Origin of the sequence: Bacillus sp. MYb78 (assembly GCF_002975115.1) — a bacterium.
GTDB classification, from domain to species: Bacteria; Bacillota; Bacilli; order Bacillales; family Bacillaceae_G; genus Bacillus_A; species Bacillus_A cereus.
Genome location: NZ_PCOB01000007.1, coordinates 16,028 through 35,718, shown reverse-complemented (window position 1 = coordinate 35,718; position 19,691 = coordinate 16,028). Strand labels below are relative to the sequence as shown.

Genomic DNA, 19,691 nt, shown 5'->3' with positions numbered 1-19,691 from the left:
TTGACGTTTGACCGAACGGTCAGTTATATTATGTATTAGACTGACCAGTTGGTCAATATAATAAAAAGGGAGCGCAAACATGAACAAAATCATCAATTTCTCGTTAAAAAATAAGTTCGCAGTTTGGCTACTAACCATTATTGTTACTATTGCGGGGATCTACTCTGGACTCAATATGAAGCTGGAAACAATTCCTGATATTACAACACCGATTGTGACAGTAACTACGGTCTATCCTGGTGCTACACCAGAAGAAGTAGCTGATAAAGTTTCAAAGCCGATGGAAGAACAACTACAAAATTTAAGCGGTGTTAACGTTGTGAGCTCATCATCTTTTCAAAACGCATCTTCTATTCAAGTAGAATACGATTTTGATAAAAATATGGAAAAAGCAGAAACAGAAATTAAAGAAGCTCTCACGAATGTAAAACTCCCAGAAGGTGTTAAAGATCCTAAAGTTTCACGAGTAAACTTCAATGCTTTTCCTGTTATTTCGTTAAGCGTAGCAAGCAAGAATGAATCTTTAGCTACCTTAACTGAAAATGTAGAGAAAAATGTTGTACCAGGATTAAAAGGACTTGATGGTGTTGCATCTGTTCAAATTGCAGGTCAACAAGTAGATGAAGTACAGCTCGTCTTCAAGAAAGATAAAATGAAAGAATTAGGACTAAGTGAAGATACTGTAAAAAATGTGATTAAGGGATCGGACGTATCTTTACCACTTGGCTTATACACGTTTAAAGACACGGAAAAATCAGTTGTTGTAGATGGCAATATTACAACGATTAAAGCGTTAAAAGAACTTAAAATCCCAGCTATACCTTCATCACCTAACGGTCAAGGTAGTCAAAATGCTGGCGCTGGTGCACAAACGCCGCAAATGAACCCAGCTGCTATGAACGGAATTCCAACAGTTACATTAGACGAAATTGCTGACATTAAAGAAGTTGGGAAAGCAGAATCCATTTCTCGAACAAATGGAAAAGAAGCAATTGGAATTCAAATTGTGAAGGCCTCTGATGCAAATACAGTTGATGTTGTAAATGCAGTAAAAGATAAAGTAAAAGATCTTGAGAAAAAATATAAAGATTTAGAGATCATTTCAACATTCGACCAAGGTGCACCTATTGAAAAATCAGTTGAAACAATGCTGAGCAAAGCAATTTTCGGCGCTATCTTTGCGATTGTTATTATTATGCTGTTCCTACGAAATATTCGAACAACGTTAATCTCTGTCGTTTCAATACCACTTTCTTTATTAATTGCTGTTTTAGTCATAAAGCAAATGGATATTACGCTTAACATTATGACGCTTGGAGCAATGACAGTGGCTATAGGCCGTGTTGTTGATGACTCAATTGTTGTTATTGAAAATATTTACCGACGTATGTCGTTATCAGAAGAGAAATTGCGCGGAAAAGATTTAATTCGTGAAGCTACGAAAGAAATGTTTATCCCGATTATGTCTTCTACCATTGTGACAATCGCTGTATTCTTACCTCTAGGACTTGTAAAAGGTATGATTGGTGAAATGTTCTTACCATTTGCCTTAACTATCGTCTTCGCTTTATTAGCGTCGTTACTAGTGGCTGTTACAATCGTACCAATGCTTGCTCATTCCTTATTTAAGAAAGAAAGCATGAGAGAAAAAGAGGTACATCATGAAGAGAAACCGAGCAAATTAGCAAATGGGTATAAACGTATACTTGAATGGGCTTTAAATCACAAAATTATTACATCTAGTATTGCTGTCCTTCTATTAGTTGGTAGTCTCGCACTTGTGCCCGTTATCGGTGTAAGTTTCTTACCTTCTGAAGAAGAAAAAATGATTATCGCAACATACAAACCTGAACCAGGTCAAACATTAGAAGACGTTGAAAAAATTGCAACGAAAGCTGAAAAGCACTTCCAAGATAATAAAGACGTGAAAACAATTCAGTTCTCATTAGGTGGAGAGAACCCAATGAGCCCTGGTCAAACAAATCAAGCTATGTTCTTCGTTCAATATGATAACGACACGAAAAACTTCGAAAAAGAAAAAGAACAAGTCGTTAAAGATTTACAGAAGATGTCTGGCAAAGGTGAATGGAAAAACCAAGACTTCGGAGCAAGTGGCGGTAGTAATGAAATTAAACTATACGTTTACGGAGATAGCTCAGAAGACATTAAGCCTGTCGTAAAAGATATTCAAAATATCATGAAGAAAAATAAAGACTTAAAAGATATAGATTCTAGTATTGCAAAAACATATGCAGAGTACACTTTAGTCGCAGATCAAGAAAAGCTAAGTAAAATGGGCTTAACGGCTGCTCAAATTGGAATGGGACTTTCTAATCAACATGACCGCCCTGTTCTGACAACTATTAAAAAAGACGGTAAAGATATCAATGTATATGTAGAAGCTGAAAAACAAAATTATGAAACAATCGATGACTTAACAAATCGCAAAATTACAACACCACTTGGTAATGAAGTAGCTGTGAAAGATGTTATGACTGTAAAAGAAGGTGAAACATCGAATACAGTAACACACCGAGATGGCCGTGTTTATGCAGAGGTTAGTGCAAAATTAACATCTGATGACGTTTCAAAAGCATCTGCTGCAGTCCAAAAAGAAGTAGATAAAATGGATCTTCCTTCTGGTGTAGATGTTTCTATGGGTGGTGTTACTAAAGATATTCAAGAATCATTCAAGCAACTTGGCCTAGCGATGTTAGCGGCGATTGCCATTGTATACTTCGTTCTTGTCGTTACATTTGGCGGTGCCCTTGCACCATTCGCAATTCTATTCTCGCTACCATTCACAATTATTGGGGCTCTTGTTGCCTTATTAATCTCTGGTGAAACATTAAGTGTATCTGCAATGATTGGGGCGCTTATGTTAATCGGCATTGTTGTAACAAACGCAATCGTGCTTATCGACCGCGTTATTCATAAAGAAAATGAAGGTTTATCAACACGTGAAGCTTTATTAGAAGCTGGTGCAACACGCCTTCGTCCGATTTTAATGACTGCAATTGCAACAATCGGGGCTCTTATCCCGCTTGCATTAGGATTTGAAGGTAGCGGCTTAATTTCTAAAGGACTTGGTGTAACGGTAATTGGTGGATTAACAAGTTCAACATTATTAACACTTCTTATTGTTCCAATCGTTTATGAAGTATTAAGCAAATTTAAAAAGAAAAAAACAAAATAGCAAAAAAATAACCTCGCTAACTGCGAGGTTATTTTTTATTCCCAAACAAGATTAAGAAATCACCGTATCCTTCTTTTTCTAACTCCCCTTTCGGGATAAATCGAAGAGCTGCGGAATTAATACAGTAACGAAGTCCATTCGGTCCTGGACCATCTGGAAATACATGTCCAAGATGTGAATCTCCTTCTTTACTTCTCACTTCTGTACGTGTCATATTATGACTCACATCCATCTTTTCTTTCACACTTGCTGACATAACTGGTTTTGTAAAACTAGGCCATCCACATCCACTATCAAATTTATCTAGAGAAGTAAACAACGGCTCACCTGAAACGATGTCTACATAAAGACCTTCCTCTTTATGGTTCCAATACTCATTTCGAAATGGTGGTTCTGTACCATTTTCCTGCGTTACATAAAACTGCATCTCATTGAGTTTTTCTTTTAAATGAGCATTATCCTTTGGCCAATGTTGCTTAATAAAAGCATCTCGTCCTGAGCCTTTACGATATAACTCATAACGGAATGTATTTTTCTTATGATATCCTTGATGATATTCTTCAGCTGGATAAAATGTAGCTGCTGGCAATATTTTTGTCGCAATTGGTTTTGAAAAGCGCCCACTCTGCTCAAGTTCTTCTTTTGAGGCTTCTGCTTTTTTATGTTGTTCTTCATTATGATAAAAAATCACTGTTTCATAAGACTGTCCGCGGTCGTGGAATTGTCCTCCAATATCGGTCGGATCAATTTGTCTCCAATATATATGTAACAATTCCTCATACGGCATTTTGTTTGCATCAAATGTAATTTGTACCGCTTCATAATGTCCTGTTGTTTCTGAGCACACTTCTTTATACGTTGGGTCCTCTTTATGACCGCCTGTATAACCTGAAACAACTTGTATAATTCCCTCCATCTCTTCAAATGGAGAAACCATACACCAGAAACACCCTCCAGCAAATGTAGCCAATTCTACCTTTTCATTTACAGCCATTACTTCACCCCTATTCTATATTCTCCTTACAGTATGGCATAAGAAACATAATGTTATAAAAGAAAAAGCATCGAACATCGATGCTTTTTCTCTACTTCACTTTATTTCGTTCCAACATCCTTCTCCATTTCATCACTTGTCACATCTAGGACATCTAATAAGAAAATGAAAATTGGAATACCGATAATCAGTCCCCATACACCTAAGAAGTGCTCTGAGAAAATTAATACCATAAAAGTATAGAAAATCGGTAAATTTGTTTTTTGCGACATAAACTTCGGATTTAATACGTAACTTTCAAGCGCATGAATCACTGTTACGATAATTAAAATATAAACAACGTACATAATACCGCCAATATTGTAAGCAATCATACAAAGTGGGAATAACGAAATGATAACCCCCGCTACTGGAATTAAGCCAAGCAAGAAAATCATTAACGCTAAACCTAATAATTGCGGGAATCCTAATATCCATAATGCGATAACTGAAAGAACACAGTTAACAACAGCAATTAAAAATTGCGCTTCGATTACCTTTCCAAATGAGCGTGCAAATTTCTTTCCAAAGTACTCAATTTCAGTATAGAAAATTGCAAGCCTGCTTTCTTTAAACTTTGCAGTAAAACCAACAATACGAGATTTTTCTAGTAAGAAAAACAAACTCAAAATTAAAGAAAGTAAAACTTGAAGGCCAAATTTACCAACATTCGTAATCGATTTATACAAAATGTCTACGCCTTGTCCTACATATTTAGAAAGCTCCATATGATTGACAGCATTAACTGCATACCTAATTAGTTCACTATCTGGTGGGTTTCTTAAAAATACATTGAATTGGTAAATCAATTGTGAAATTTGTATCGTTAATACTGGTAAATATTTAAATAGCGTAATAGCAATTCCACCAATTAACATTACATATAGAAATGCTATAATAATTTTTCGATTAATAGGCATGAAATGATCTAATTTGCGGGAAATAAACTTTTGAAATCGATCCATTAAATACGTGAGAATAAACGTAATTAATATTAAATTCAACATACTTTGCAGCCCGTATAACACGAGAGCAAGTATTACTAATACGAGTAACCTCTGAAATCCTTTGCTTTGAAACAGGTTTTTTATTTGCATAATTGACGAATACTCTCTCCTGTCCTATAAACTAAAACGTTAATAAGTAGATTTCTCTCTCTTTTCTACTTTTAATTATTCATTCATATTAAGATTTTTATAAACTCATTATATGCCTACCTTAACAGGTATATAGTATCTTACTTCTTATTTTACAATACAATGACCTAATTCAAAACGTATTCTACATAGTATTAATGAAGATTTAAGGAAACTTACATTTTTTTAAATAGGTCTTACCACTACTGTAACATAAAAAGCAAGCTATCAGTAGAAATCTGTCCTACAAATAGCTTGCTTTTCTTATTTTTTAAGTAAGTTTTACTATCCAATGAATGGCATGAACATCGGGATGACAACTACTGTTACAACCCCAACTACCGTTACAGCAATACTTGCCATCGCTGCCTCTACCTCACCCATTTCAAATCCTACTGCAACTCCTAATGCATGGCCCGCTGTTCCAAGTGCTAAACCTTTTGCAATCGGATGTTTCACTCTAAATGTTTTTAAGAATAATGCTCCTAATGCGTATACGATAACTGCGTTGAAAATAACCGCAAACGATGTAATTGCAGGAATACCACCAATACTTTCTGAAATTGGTAACGCAATTGCTGTTGTTGCTGCTTGTGGTAGCATTGAATTCATTACTGCTGTATCTAAACCGATTGCTTTTGCAACAATGAACACGACAATTACTGAACAAATAGATCCAACCACGATAGCTGATAAAATTTGCCACCAATATTTTTTCAACTTATCAACTTGTTTATATAGTGGGATAGCGAATGCAATTGTTGCTGGCTCTAAGAAGAAACTAATCATTTTTCCACCAGTATTATATTCTTCAAAAGTAAAGTTACCTACTTTTAGAAAGACAATCCCTAATACCATCGCTACGAATAATGGTGTAAATAGGAAGAACCCTTTTGAATGCTTGAATAATAATGTTCCGATTCCGTATGCGATTAATGAAACGACGATTCCGAAATATGGAGTCATTGTGCTTGCCATGTTCATTACCTCCTAACAATATATAAATTCAATGGTTACGCAACCTTTCCGTGCTTGCGTCCTTTATTTACTACTTTCAATTCTTTTGTATCTTCTGTTTCTTTTTCATCTTTTCCTAAAATGAATTGTGCAAATAATCCTGTTACAGCGAGTAAAATAACTGTTGCTACAACAATTACAGTTAAAATTTGTACAAAGTATTGCCCCATTACACCAAGAGAATTAATAACTGAAATACCTGATGGGACGAAAAGGAATCCGATAATACCAGTTAAAGCTGTTCCAAGTGATTCAACTTGCTCCAATTTAATTACTTTTAAACATAATAGACTAAATAAAATAACTAACCCGATTACCGATGAAGGCATTGGAATTGGTAAATGCGTTGCAATAATATTTGAAATTAACATAATAGCTGAGAATATAAATGCTTGTGATAAGAAACTATATACTTTTTTCGTACTCATTTTGGCCACCTCTTTCGATTTGGTACCTTTATTGTATAGGATATAAACACTAAAGTAAGCGTTTACATAACGGAACGTCAAATATACAGAATCAGTTACAAATATAAAAGGATGAAATACAAAAGCTGCTTCTTAAATACGAAGCAGCTTCTTGAGTTCTTTTGCATATGTACGGCTAACAGGTACTTTCGATCCTTCTTTCATGATTAAATTATAAGTAGAATTGAACCATGGCTGAATTTCAGTAATATGATTAATATTCGCAATAAAGCTACGATGGATGCGCATGAAGCTTGCTTGTGGTAACTTCTTCTCTAAAATTACAAGTGTATCATGTGTTACATACGTTTCCCTCATTGTTTTTACTGTTACTTTCCCATCTACAAGCCCTACATATATAATGTCTTCAATATTCACAAGTACGATTGATTCTTCAATTGGTAATGCTAATTTATGCATCTCTGCTGCTACATCTGTCCCCTTTATTTCGTGCTTCGTTTCTATTTGCGCTTGTTTTTGTTTTTTATACTTCTTTAATGTTTGCACAATACGTTCTTCATCAAATGGTTTTAAAATGTAGTCTAACGCATCTACTTCAAATGCTTGCAGCGCATATTGATCATAGGCAGTAGCAAATACAATTGCAGGTGGATTTTTCATCTTCTTTAATATATTCGCGATTTCAAATCCGTTATCATCGGATAATTGAATATCTAAAAACACAATATCTGGTCTACTTTGCATTAGTTCTTCTAATGCGTCTTCCACACAATCAGCCTCACCAACTATCTCAACTTCTTTCGTTCTCTCTAATAAATACTTTAGTTCATCACGTGCTAACATTTCATCGTCAACTACTAATACTTTTAACACCCGGCTCTTCCTCCCCTACTTTTTTTGGAATAATAAAGGTAATCTCCGTCCCTTTATTTAATTCACTTTCGATATGAAGCATCGTTTCTTTCCCAAATAACCCAATAAGACGTTCATTAATATTATATAAAGCTGTTCCAGTCCCTTTCTTTGATGAAACTACCATCTTTCCTAATTGTTCTAAACGTTCTTCCTCAATTCCCTGTCCATTATCTTTTACTTCAAAGTGAACCATACCCTCTTTTTCAAAAACATGCACTTCCACTTCGCATATTGGTTGCTTCTTCGGAAAAGCATGTCGCAATGCATTTTCAACCAATAGTTGAAGAACGAATGGTGGTACTAAAGTTGTCTTTAGCTCATCCTCAATATACATCTTTACCTCATACTTATTTGGGAACCTTGCTTGTTCTAGTGATAAGTATGCCTGTACGTGGTTTAATTCTTGCTCTAGTGGAATCAATAACTGACGTGCCCCTTGCAAATTACAACGAAAATACACGCTCAGCTGTAATAATAACCTCCTTGCTTTTTCTACATCTGTTCGGCATAAAGCTGATACTGTATTAATCGCATTAAATAAAAAGTGCGGGTTAATTTGCGCTTGTAATGCTTTTATCTCCGCATCTTGAAGTAATTTACTTTGCAACTCAGCTTCTCCTAACTCTAACTGCGTGGAGAATATCTTTGCTAACCCTTCTGCCAATTCTTCTTCAACGCGACTTAACTGGTTAGAATTTTTGAAATACAGTTTTAATGTACCTATCGTATTTCCATGTGAAGTTAGTGGAATAACAATAGCGGCTTGTAAGGGACAGCTTTCATGTTGGCAATTAATAACCTCACGTGATTTCGCCTTCATTATTTGCCCTGTATGTAAAACCTCTTTTGATAAACCAGTTATTAAACTATGTGAAGGAATATGGTGATCTGATGCTAATCCAACGTGCGCTAATATTTTCTCTGTATCTGTTAAAGATACCGCATCCGTTCCTGTAAAGCGGTGAATAATTTGTGCCACATGCTTACACGATTCTTCTGTTAAACCTTGACGAAAATACGGTAACGTTTTATCAGCAATACGCAATACTTTATGAGTCTGAAGTGCTTTTGCATTCTCCTCCTGACGCAAAATAGCTTGTATCATAGAAAGTAAAATAAAACTTCCAAAACTATTTACAAGAATCATCGGTATCGCTATTGTTTTCACAACGCTAATTCCATCCTCTATAATTAATAAAATCATAACCATTTCTAAAGATACAATAAAAACACTTAAAACTGCTGAAAACTTAGGAGTAATTGTACGATTATATTTTTTGAAAATATATCCGATATAACCAGTTATAATCCCCGCTAAAATAGAAGAGATTGCGCAACTTAGCGCTGTCGTACCACCAAGCATATAACGATGAATACCAGCAATAAACCCTACTCCAACCCCTACGATAGGGCCACCAAGTAAGCCACTAATACCAACACCCATAATACGCGTATTCGCAATTGTACTTGACGAAGAAACACCTTGTAACCAATTTTCATTCATAATCGTATTTCCTGCTATTTCAATCCCAGTGTAATTGCTTACAATTGTAAATACCGAAAAAATACAAATAAGCTTAAGCTTATCTACATAGCCGTCCTGTTTATGAAGGAGGCGCCTGAAAGTTTTAATATGAGAGAGTAAAAATCCTAAAATAACTATAAGTCCGACTCGTTCAATCATCATGAGTACTAAATTTAGCATCTTTGATTCATTCCTTTTTATTTAGTTAGTTTTATTATGGGAAAATAATGAAGTCGGCGTCAAGAAGAACGAAATGTTTTTTGAAATATTTTACACATAATAATTTCCTCTTTATTTGACAATACAATAGAAGAGTGCTAAAAATAAAGTAATATAATACAGTCCTTTAACCCAACCCCGTGAGGTTGAGAAGGAAGTCGGAATACAATATACGTATGTTCTTTTCTTGGGGATACGTATGCTTTTTTGGCCTTCTCATCATATCAGGTGAGAAGGCCTTTTGTTATTCTTCCATAGCGACTGTAGAAAATAAGGAGGAGTAATAATGAACGTCACTACTGATGTACAACAAATAACAGAGGAGACGAAAGCGAAAAGATATAAAACATTATTTGGTTCTGCGCTAGGATATGCAGCAGAAGGTTTAGATATGTTGCTATTATCTTTCGTACTTGTCTATATTTTAAAAGAGTTTCACTTAAGTCCTGTTGAAGGTGGAAACTTAACATTAGCTACCACAATAGGGATGTTAATTGGTTCTTATTTATTTGGATTTATTGCTGATTTATTTGGACGTATTCGTACAATGGCCTTCACAATCTTACTGTTTTCACTAGCAACCGCACTCATTTATTTCGCAACAGACTACTGGCAATTATTAATTCTTCGCTTTTTAGTTGGAATGGGAGTTGGTGGTGAATTCGGAATCGGAATGGCCATTGTAACAGAAACATGGTCTAAAGAAATGCGCGCTAAAGCGACATCTGTTGTTGCACTTGGATGGCAATTCGGTGTACTGGTTGCTTCACTCCTTCCAGCATTTATTGTCCCGCATTTTGGATGGAGAGCCGTTTTCTTATTTGGATTAATTCCAGCTTTACTAGCTGTCTATGTCCGTAAAAGTTTAAGTGAACCGAAAATATGGGAGCAAAAACAACGCTACAAAAAAGAACTATTGCAAAAAGAAGCTGCAGATAAATTAACACCTACTGAAGCAGAACAACTAAAACATATAAAAAAATTCCCACTTCGAAAGTTATTTGCCAGTAAAAAAGTAACAATCACAACAATCGGTCTTATTATTATGTCATTTATCCAGAACTTCGGATATTACGGAATCTTCACATGGATGCCAACTATTTTAGCAAATAAATATAACTATACATTAGCAAAAGCAAGTGGCTGGATGTTCATTTCTACCATCGGTATGCTAATTGGAATTGCAACCTTTGGTATTCTAGCTGATAAAATTGGTCGTCGTAAAACTTTTGCAATTTATTATATTGGCGGTACAGTATACTGTCTCATTTACTTCTTCTTATTCACAGATTCAACATTATTATTATGGGGAAGTGCATTGCTTGGATTCTTTGCAAATGGAATGATGGGAGGATTTGGGGCAATTTTAGCTGAAAACTATCCTGCTGAAGCTCGCTCTACCGCAGAAAACTTTATTTTCGGTACAGGACGTGGATTAGCTGGATTTGGGCCTGTTATTATCGGCTTACTCGCTACAGGTGGCAACCTACTTGGAGCATTGTCCCTAATTTTTATCATCTACCCAATCGGGTTAATTACAATGCTACTATGTGTACCAGAAACAAAGGGAAAAGTATTAGATTAAACGTAAAAGAGGAAGCATCTCATTTAAGATGCTTCCTCTTTTACGTTTTTATTTATTTTGATTTACTAGCCTTCTGAAATAAGAATGCAGTTTTATCTTCTTCTTTTACAATACCTTGTTTTAATGCTAATTCTCCCGCAACTTTAGGCGCTAACCATAGCATCGGGAATAACAAAATTGATACCGGAACTGCCGTCACTACGATAAACGATTGTAGCGCATTAATACTTCCTTCACCCATATATAAAAGAATTGCTGCAACTGCTCCCATAATAAGCGACCAAAAAATTCGCAAACTAATTCTAGGATCTCCGTCTCCAGTCACTGCCATTGAAATGGAATACGCCATTGAATCTCCTGTTGTCACTACAAATAAAATTGTTAATAAAAGAAATGCTGGTCCAATAATATTAGAAAGTGGCAATTGTCCTGTAATTGCAATCATAGCTGCCGGCATACCAGATTCACTTAATGCGTCCGAGATAGAACCAGGATTCATTAACTCATAAAACACACCTGATCCACCTAATATAGTAAACCAAAACGTTGTAATAATAGGTGCGATAATTCCAATTGCAACGATGATTTCTCGAATCGTTCTCCCTCTTGAAATTCGACTCACTAAAATTGCCATCATTGGTCCATATCCAATAAACCATCCCCAGAAAAAGATTGTCCAAGATCCTAACCAACTTGTATCACCACGGTATGTGCTCATCGGTATAAACTCACTTACATAAAATCCAAACGAAGAAACAAACGAATCAATAATAAATCCACCTGGCCCAAATAGTAATATGAATGCCATTAACAAAATTGCTAATCTAACATTTAAATTACTTATAATTTGAATCCCTTTATCAATACCTGTTACTGCCGATATGGTAGACACGGCCACTACACAAACAATAATTGCCAATTGAGTAGTAAATACATCAGAAATTCCAAATAATTCTTGTAACCCATAACTTGCTTGTAAACCTAAAAATCCAATTGGGCCAATTGTACCTGCAGCTACTGCAATAATTGCAGCTGCATCAATTATCGTTCCAAGTAGGCTCTTTCTTAATTTTTCCCCAAAAATAGGATATAAAAGCGTTCGAGGTTTTAGCGGCATACCTTTATGATAATGTCCATACATCATAACTACCGCACTAATTGTACCTAAAATCGTCCATGCTAAAAATCCCCAATGCATATAACTTTGTGCTAAAGCAGGCATAACTGCTTCTTTCGTTCCAGCAGATATACCATCATGTATTGGTGGCACCGTCATCAAATGGTACATTGGCTCTGCTGCTGCCCAAAAAACGCCACCTCCGGCAAGTAATGTAGACATAATAATAGCAAGCCATTTTGCCGTACTAATCTCAGGTTTTTCTAATCCCCCAAGTTTAACTCTCCCATATTTGGAGAACGCCATACACATCGCAACAATAAATGTACCTAATAATAAAACTTGCCAGAAGGCACCAAAATATTTAATTGAAAAAGCGAAACTGTTATTAATCGCACTCTCTACATAATCCTTGTTCAAAAAAACTGCAATTACAAATAATAAAAGTGAACCACCGCTAATAATAAATACAGGCCAATCAGTTTTTCGACTCTTCATCCTCATTTACACTTCCTCCTTCCTCAGCAATCTAAAAAAACAACTCTATTATGTTTTATTGTTTAAACCCAAAACACAATAATTATATATGCATAACATTTTATCGACTTCCCACATACTTATGTTGTCCCTAAAAATATGCCAAATCCCTTATTAAAAAGAAAAAATCTCTTTCTCTTACATAAAAAAGCAAAACAAAAGACCTTATATTTCTATAAGGTCTTCGAAACAGAAATTTGATTATAACATAAGGAACTCCTTGGTTCAAAAATCCTCTTCCAAAAATAACCGAGAGTAAAGGCTTCCATTTGCTACATAACAGTAATTAAAAAAAATATATTTTGCAGAAAAAAACTGCACTAAATATTATTTATGAAAGAAATTTGGCTTCAAAATTTCTTTCGGATACGGTTTATGATAAATATGAGTGGTAGCTGGAGATAATGGTGGAATAAGCCACACCCAATTACCTGTTACAACACGACCACAAGCAGCTTCTTGCTTCTCAAATTGCTGAAATTGTTGTGCAGCAGTATGATGATCAACAATACTAACTCCTTGTTTTTTAAAAGAGTGTAGTACGGCAATATTCAACTCAATTAGCGCCTTATCCTTCCATAACGTACCGTTTCTCGATGTATTTAAATCCATCATCTCCGCAACAGCCGGAAGTAAATTATAACGATCATGATCCGCTAAGTTGCGCGCCCCAATTTCTGTTCCCATATACCATCCATTGAACGGAGCGGCTGTATAAGAAATACCGCCAATTTCTAAGCGCATATCTGAAATCATTGGAACCCCATACCATTTTGCTCCAAGTGATGAAATAGGGTATTCTGGGTGTTCAATTGGCACTTCTTTGACTTCTTTCCTCGGAATTTCTTTATATGTAGGCGCCTTCCCGTTTATAGAAAATACAAGTGGCAATACATCGAAATTCGTACCTTCTCCTTGCCAGCCAAGCTCCTGACAAAAGTCCGTAAATGTAGCGGAATGCGAGTCACCGATCACTCCCATTTCTGTTTTATATCCTGCATATCGAATCAATTGGTGATTATAAATTCGTATATTATTTTCCTCACCTTGATATTGCTTAAAAATCGTAATAGTTGGTTTAACTTTCCCGTCGTTCGTTGCATATTTAATATGATGAATTAATGCATTATATACACCCTCTTCATCATTTACTTCGCGCGCATCTAATATGTGCATCTTACTCCAAAATAGTCTTCCAATACATCTATTACTGTTACGCCATGCCATTCGTGAACCATGAACAAGTTCTTCAAATGTATGCTCATATGTCCCTGTCTTCTCTATCTCAATTTGAATTTCTTTTATACGTTCTTCTATCAATTGTTCTTTATGAAGCTCCTTATAACAAATCGTAATAAAATTACTTGCTTCCTCTATTAATTGTTTCGTTTTACTCATAAACAATCTCCTTCTATTTCAACAAAACCTTGCTACTTTACAGTATAAGCAAAAAGGATAGGAGTCACAAATGAAATTGAGAGTGTTACTTTTATTGTAATATTTTTCAGAAAATTAACAGACTTACTATTGACTTATATGAAAAATGGGTGTATTTTTGACTCAGGTAAAGTATTTTTACCTAGACCAACTTTTTTAAATAGAAAGGAGGTAATGTTATGTCTTCATTTCAATTGCCAAAGCTTTCATATGACTATGATGAACTAGAGCCACATATCGATAGCAATACACTTTCCATTCATCATGGAAAGCACCATGCGACATACGTAAACAATTTAAATGCTACTTTAGAAAATTATACTGAATTACATAATAAATCTTTAGAAGAATTGCTATGTAATTTAGATGCTTTACCGAAGGAAATTGTTACAGCTGTAAGAAATAACGGTGGTGGTCACTATTGTCATAGTCTTTTTTGGGAAGTGATGAGCCCACGAGGTGGCGGTGAGCCTAATGGAGACGTTGCAAAAGTAATTGATTATTATTTCAATACCTTTGACAACTTAAAAGATCAACTTTCCAAAGCAGCTATTAGTCGTTTTGGAAGTGGCTATGGATGGCTTGTTCTTGACGGTGAGGAACTCTCTGTTATGAGTACACCAAATCAAGATACGCCTTTGCAAGAAGGGAAAATCCCCTTACTCGTAATTGATGTATGGGAACATGCTTATTATTTAAAGTATCAAAATCGGCGCCCAGAGTTTGTTACCAATTGGTGGCATACAGTAAACTGGGACCAAGTAAACGAGAAGTATTTACAAGCAATTCAATCACAAAAACATTAGTCGTATGTATAAGGTAAATTTGGTAATGTAAAATCAGTATTGTCGAAATCCTCCAGAATCCCCCGGATTGCCACCGGGGGATTTATGATTACTTCATTGTATTTATATAATGTTTTAAAACATTTTTCATTTCTAGTTTCAGCTCTCGGAACAAAAATCCAAATTTACGAGCCTTTCCATTATGTAACGTACAGTTAGTTACCTCATTATAAGGAGCTATATTTTCTCCAGCTTCCTGGACGAGTGCTTTTATTCCCGTCTTCTCTTCTATGAAATGAATAGTTTCTTCCGTAGAAACTACCCCGTTACTACAGGCGTTAATTGGTCCTTTCACATTTTCCATTCCGCACCAAGCTAGAAACTCTCCTGCCTCTTTTTCATGTATAAATGACAAAATTCCATCTACATGATCCACAACGATAGGTTTTTGGTTCACAACACATTCAACGTAAAATTGTAACCTTTTCGTATAGTCATTTTCTCCAATAACAACTGGAAAACGCACTGCAACGACTGGGAATGTTGCATATTGAAATAAAACCGCTTCGGCTAATCGCTTTCCTTCACTATAATTAAAATCATTTCTATCTCCATATGTAATTGCATATTCGTATGGATTAAAGTCCTCTTCTAACAAACTTAATGCAGGTTCATAGACAGCCATTGAAGATGTCATAATATACTTCTTCGTTTTTCCTTTCAAAACTTCACATACCATTTTCGCTGCATTTGAACTATAGCATAAATTATCGTATACAATATCATAACTTTTTCCTTCTAGACGCTCTTCTAGTAGCTTTCTATCTTCTCTATCGACAATTATTCTTTTTACTGCGCTACCAAAAGAATCTTCAGTAACTCCCCTTGTGGCAATTGTTACATCGTGTCCAGCTTGCAAAAGGTACTCTACTAAATGTTTACCAAAAAACCTTGTTCCTCCTAGCACCAACACTTTCTTCAATTTCATCATCCCCATTTTCATGATTTATGAGATACCACCTCTTTTATTATAAAACGCTAATATATAAAAAAGCATGAAATCAGTTTAACGATTCCATGCTTTTCTACAGAAAATATATTAACGTACTCGATATTTATAAATACAATAACAGAAGTACAAAATAGAAATTACTGATACATAAACCCATAGTTCATATACAAATCCCTCTCCCCACACTCCCATAAAATAAAAGAGTGAAGGTAAAGTCAATGTTACCCATGATTGTACGAAGGCAATCCTTCCAAGATATTGATTAATGTTCTTCTTTTGTGTATTTAATACAAAGAATAAATACCAAAGTAATGCCCACATAAACCACGTTAACGCATTAACAACATCATGGAATTGAACAAATGAAACAACCATATAGAATAAGGCTATAATTGCTACCCAAATACAAAACCATCCTAGACCACTACTATCCATTCCTTTTATAAAAGTAACACCTACATATAAATAAGTTAATCCAAATAAGAAAGTAGCCGCATATGAATACACTGTCCAATTGCTTTGGTCAGAAATCATGATCAAATAAAACGGAATAATAATTTGTAGTGCACCCACAAATAAATTAAAAACACCCGCACTTTTCATCTCTGCTTTCCCTAATATAACAAGACTATTTAAAAATAAAGCTGCCCCTGAAAGTAATAATCCTATATAACCCATATATATTCGTGTGAAAATCTTTACCTTTCACACTTTTAACCTCCCCACACTATAAAGTGATACTGATATTATTTTTCTTCCCATTTAAAACTACATACATAATTTTTCATCTGAATAAGTCAGACCTCCTACCTCAAAAAAGAAGAAACTTAAAACGCTTTCAATAATAAATAATCCTATCAAAACATGAAATAGGATTCCTTGATTATAAACGGACTCTAGCAATGATACAAGTGTTGGAATACTTTTCAATAATACGCTTTCAATTCCCATGAAAAATTAACAAAATAATACATTCCTCTATCTCATTCTACTAGCTTCTAGCATAAGATATTGTAAAATCATATCATTTAAAACAGCAAACGTTCTTTTCTAAATTAGCTAATAAACTTAATGGAAAATGAATAAAAAAAAATGACCTATCGCTTTTATGCAAAGGTCATTTTTTTATTCATCATTAAACTTCTAAATAGCCATTTTTATTATTTGATTGCCATTTCCAAGAATCTGCACACATTTCTTCTAATCCACGTGTTGCCTCCCAGCCTAATTCACGCTTTGCTTTCGATGCATCAGCAAAACATACTGCCACATCACCTGGGCGACGTTCTGTGATCTTATAAGGGACTTTCTTGCCCGAAACTTTTTCAAATGCTTCAACCATCTCTAGTACACTATAACCCGTACCTGTGCCTAAATTATAAGCATCTACTCCTGTTGTACTCAGTACTTTCTCAAGCGCCTTGACGTGACCACTTGCTAAGTCTACAACATGAATGTAATCACGGACTCCCGTTCCATCTTTCGTTGGATAGTCATTTCCAAATACGCTTAACTCTTTTAACTTACCTACTGCTACTTGCGTTACATATGGCATTAAGTTATTTGGAATTCCATTCGGATCTTCTCCGATACGCCCACTTTCGTGTGCACCAAATGGATTGAAATAGCGAAGTAATGCGATACTCCATTCTGCATCTGCAAATGCTACATCACGCATAATTTGCTCAATCATTAATTTCGTTTGACCGTATGGATTTGTTGCACTTAATGGAAACTCCTCCGTAATCGGTGACGTTTCCGGGATACCATATACCGTTGCAGATGAACTAAAGATCATCTTCTTTACATTATGTTTCTGCATTACTTCACATAATACTAACGTGCTTGTAATGTTGTTATGATAATATGTTAATGGAATCGCTACTGACTCCCCTACAGCCTTAAAGCCTGCAAAGTGAATAACAGCTTCAATTGCATTTTCTTCAAAAACTACGTCAAGCGCTTCTCGATTTAAAACGTCTTCTTTATAAAACTTAAATTGTTTTCCTGTTATTTCTTTCACTCGATTTATAGATTCTATCGAGCTATTCGAAAGATTATCCACTACTATAATTTCGTAACCGCTATTTAGTAATTCTACACATGTATGACTACCAATATACCCTGCTCCACCTGTTACAAGTATTGCCATAATTATAGTCCTCCATATTTCATTCATTATAAACTTCTCAAAGTATATCACATATTTCTTATCCTATGTTTAATATGCGAACACAGAAACTTACATTTTATCCCATAATAATTTTATAACATATACGATTCTAATCAGGTAATAAAAAAACGCCACATAATAAAAATTATGTGGCGTTTTTTTATTAAATTACGTAACAATATACACTTAGAAAATGCGCAAGACTACCTAGTAATACAAAAACATGAAAAATTTCATGATGTCCCATATATTTAAACTCTAACCATTTTGGCTTTGTTCCATAAATAAATCCACCAATTGTATAAAAAATGCCACCAAGTACTAAGAAAACAATGCCTCCTGTACTTAAATTCTCAGCTAGCGGCGCAAAGAATAAAACAATTAACCAACCCATCGTAATATAAATTGCTGTCGATAACCATCTTGGACAATTAAACCAAAACATTTTAAACACAATGCCACAAATCGCAGTTGCATAGACTAAACAAAATAATAGCAAACCACTTGCTGAATTTAATGTAATTAAGCAAAAGGGTGCATATGTACCTGCAATTAATATAAAAATCATAGAATGATCTAGCTTCCTAAAGAAGTAAATAACACGTTCATTGGCCACAACACTATGATACACAGCTGATGCCGTATAAAGGACCATCATCCCAATACCAAACAAAATAACAGCTGTAATTGCAGCAAATGATGGCATCTTAATAGAAACTTTCACAAGCATAGCTAATAATGCAACAAATGACAATATCGCTCCACCCAAGTGAGTAAATGCATTAACTGGTTCTCTTACATAAGCATTCATAATAACACCCCTTATATAATTACATGTAGTTTTAATAACTACATGTAATTATATACACATTTCATTTTAAGGTCAACATTTACAATTCATTTGTTTCGTAATACCATATTTAAAGATATATTAAACATTAAGTTCCACTAAGTTATAAAAGTGAGGGATCCTACGTGGAAAATATAAATGAATTACTTGAAACATTACATTTAGAAAAAAATATTAAACTTGAGGATATTCCAAATGTTGACTTATATGTAGACCAAGTTGTCCAACTATTTGAGAATACTTATGCAGATACAACAAGAACTGACGATGAAAAAGTATTAACAAAAACGATGATTAATAATTACGCAAAAGGGAAACTATTCATCCCTATCAAAAATAAAAAGTATTCAAAAGAGCATATGATTTTAATTAGCTTAATTTATCAATTAAAAGGCGCTCTCTCCATTAATGACATAAAGAGTTCATTAGAAAATATAAATAACTCCTTATTAAACGATGATACATTCGATTTAAATACGGTATATAAAAATTATCTTGCTCTTACTGAAACCAATGTCGAAAGCTTTAAACAAGACGTAAATAACCGTGTTGCTGAAGTAAATGAAATCTCTTCCTTAGAAGATACAAAGCTCGAAAAATTTCTACTATTAACATCCTTCGTGACTATGAGTAATATGTATAGACGTTTAGCAGAGCAACTAGTTGATGATTTGAAAGAATCATAAATAAAAAACTATCCACCTATTAGAGTGGATAGTTTTTTAT

16 protein-coding genes are annotated in these 19,691 nt (G+C 34.7%); 4 read left to right on the top strand and 12 right to left on the bottom strand.

Annotation, left to right across the window (positions count from 1 at the left end):
* Nucleotides 1–79 precede the first annotated feature (79 nt).
* Entirely contained in the window at nt 80–3,196 is a 3,117-nt protein-coding gene (locus CQ064_RS15745; protein WP_001033497.1) for an efflux RND transporter permease subunit, read from the top strand.
* A gap of 28 nt (nt 3,197–3,224) precedes the next feature.
* Here the strand turns inward: CQ064_RS15745 and msrB are convergent, their stop codons facing one another.
* The 6 genes from msrB to lytS form a co-directional block, all read right to left on the bottom strand.
* A complete protein-coding gene (msrB, locus tag CQ064_RS15740; protein ID WP_000290178.1) occupies nt 3,225–4,190 on the bottom strand; it encodes a peptide-methionine (R)-S-oxide reductase MsrB in 966 nt (321 codons plus the stop codon).
* A 101-nt stretch (nt 4,191–4,291) separates the two neighbouring features.
* A complete protein-coding gene (locus tag CQ064_RS15735) occupies nt 4,292–5,326 on the bottom strand; it encodes an AI-2E family transporter (protein WP_001166013.1) in 1,035 nt (344 codons plus the stop codon).
* A 324-nt stretch (nt 5,327–5,650) separates the two neighbouring features.
* Nucleotides 5,651–6,343: an antiholin-like protein LrgB gene (gene lrgB / locus CQ064_RS15730; protein ID WP_000168866.1), complete on the bottom strand. Its 693-nt coding sequence runs from the start codon at nt 6,341–6,343 to the stop codon at nt 5,651–5,653.
* 35 nt (nt 6,344–6,378) lie between these two features.
* Nucleotides 6,379–6,810: an antiholin-like murein hydrolase modulator LrgA gene (lrgA, locus tag CQ064_RS15725; protein WP_000104901.1), complete on the bottom strand. Its 432-nt coding sequence runs from the start codon at nt 6,808–6,810 to the stop codon at nt 6,379–6,381.
* A 132-nt stretch (nt 6,811–6,942) separates the two neighbouring features.
* On the bottom strand, nt 6,943–7,683 hold the full coding sequence (locus CQ064_RS15720; protein ID WP_000921848.1) for a LytR/AlgR family response regulator transcription factor: 741 nt from the start codon (nt 7,681–7,683) through the stop codon (nt 6,943–6,945).
* Nucleotides 7,661–9,430 (bottom strand): two-component system sensor histidine kinase LytS, encoded by a 1,770-nt coding sequence (gene lytS, locus CQ064_RS15715; RefSeq protein ID WP_000933593.1) that lies wholly within the window; start codon nt 9,428–9,430, stop codon nt 7,661–7,663. The genes CQ064_RS15720 and lytS overlap by 23 nt, the downstream gene beginning before the upstream one ends.
* Before the next feature lie 325 nt (nt 9,431–9,755).
* On the opposite strand from lytS, the gene CQ064_RS15710 reads away from it, so the two are divergent.
* Nucleotides 9,756–11,054 carry an MFS transporter gene (locus CQ064_RS15710; RefSeq protein ID WP_001103406.1) on the top strand — a complete coding sequence of 433 codons (1,299 nt, stop codon included), beginning with the start codon at nt 9,756–9,758 and terminating at the stop codon, nt 11,052–11,054.
* Between the two features lie 52 nt (nt 11,055–11,106).
* Here CQ064_RS15710 and CQ064_RS15705 read toward each other — a convergent pair whose 3' ends face one another.
* Nucleotides 11,107–12,675: a BCCT family transporter gene (locus CQ064_RS15705; RefSeq protein ID WP_001242450.1), complete on the bottom strand. Its 1,569-nt coding sequence runs from the start codon at nt 12,673–12,675 to the stop codon at nt 11,107–11,109.
* Between the two features lie 360 nt (nt 12,676–13,035).
* Complete coding sequence (locus CQ064_RS15700) at nt 13,036–14,106, bottom strand: nitric oxide synthase oxygenase (protein ID WP_000047621.1); 1,071 nt, start codon at nt 14,104–14,106, stop codon at nt 13,036–13,038.
* Nucleotides 14,107–14,324: 218 nt separating this feature from the next.
* On the opposite strand from CQ064_RS15700, the gene sodA reads away from it, so the two are divergent.
* Nucleotides 14,325–14,951, top strand: coding sequence for a superoxide dismutase [Mn] (sodA, locus tag CQ064_RS15690; protein WP_000094037.1), 627 nt, complete (start codon nt 14,325–14,327; stop codon nt 14,949–14,951).
* An 88-nt stretch (nt 14,952–15,039) separates the two neighbouring features.
* Here the strand turns inward: sodA and CQ064_RS15685 are convergent, their stop codons facing one another.
* The 4 genes from CQ064_RS15685 to trhA form a co-directional block, all read right to left on the bottom strand.
* Nucleotides 15,040–15,933 carry an NAD-dependent epimerase/dehydratase family protein gene (locus CQ064_RS15685; RefSeq protein ID WP_000781722.1) on the bottom strand — a complete coding sequence of 298 codons (894 nt, stop codon included), beginning with the start codon at nt 15,931–15,933 and terminating at the stop codon, nt 15,040–15,042.
* Between the two features lie 96 nt (nt 15,934–16,029).
* Nucleotides 16,030–16,620, bottom strand: coding sequence for an AmiS/UreI family transporter (locus tag CQ064_RS15680; RefSeq protein ID WP_000540540.1), 591 nt, complete (start codon nt 16,618–16,620; stop codon nt 16,030–16,032).
* Between the two features lie 457 nt (nt 16,621–17,077).
* Nucleotides 17,078–18,094, bottom strand: a complete 1,017-nt coding sequence (gene galE, locus CQ064_RS15670; protein WP_000996531.1) for a UDP-glucose 4-epimerase GalE — start codon at nt 18,092–18,094, stop codon at nt 17,078–17,080.
* A gap of 184 nt (nt 18,095–18,278) precedes the next feature.
* Nucleotides 18,279–18,926, bottom strand: coding sequence for a PAQR family membrane homeostasis protein TrhA (gene trhA / locus CQ064_RS15665; protein ID WP_000995368.1), 648 nt, complete (start codon nt 18,924–18,926; stop codon nt 18,279–18,281).
* 164 nt (nt 18,927–19,090) lie between these two features.
* Here trhA and CQ064_RS15660 point away from each other — a divergent pair, with 164 nt between their 5' ends.
* On the top strand, nt 19,091–19,651 hold the full coding sequence (locus CQ064_RS15660) for a DUF1836 domain-containing protein (RefSeq protein WP_000427877.1): 561 nt from the start codon (nt 19,091–19,093) through the stop codon (nt 19,649–19,651).
* Nucleotides 19,652–19,691: the final 40 nt, after the last annotated feature.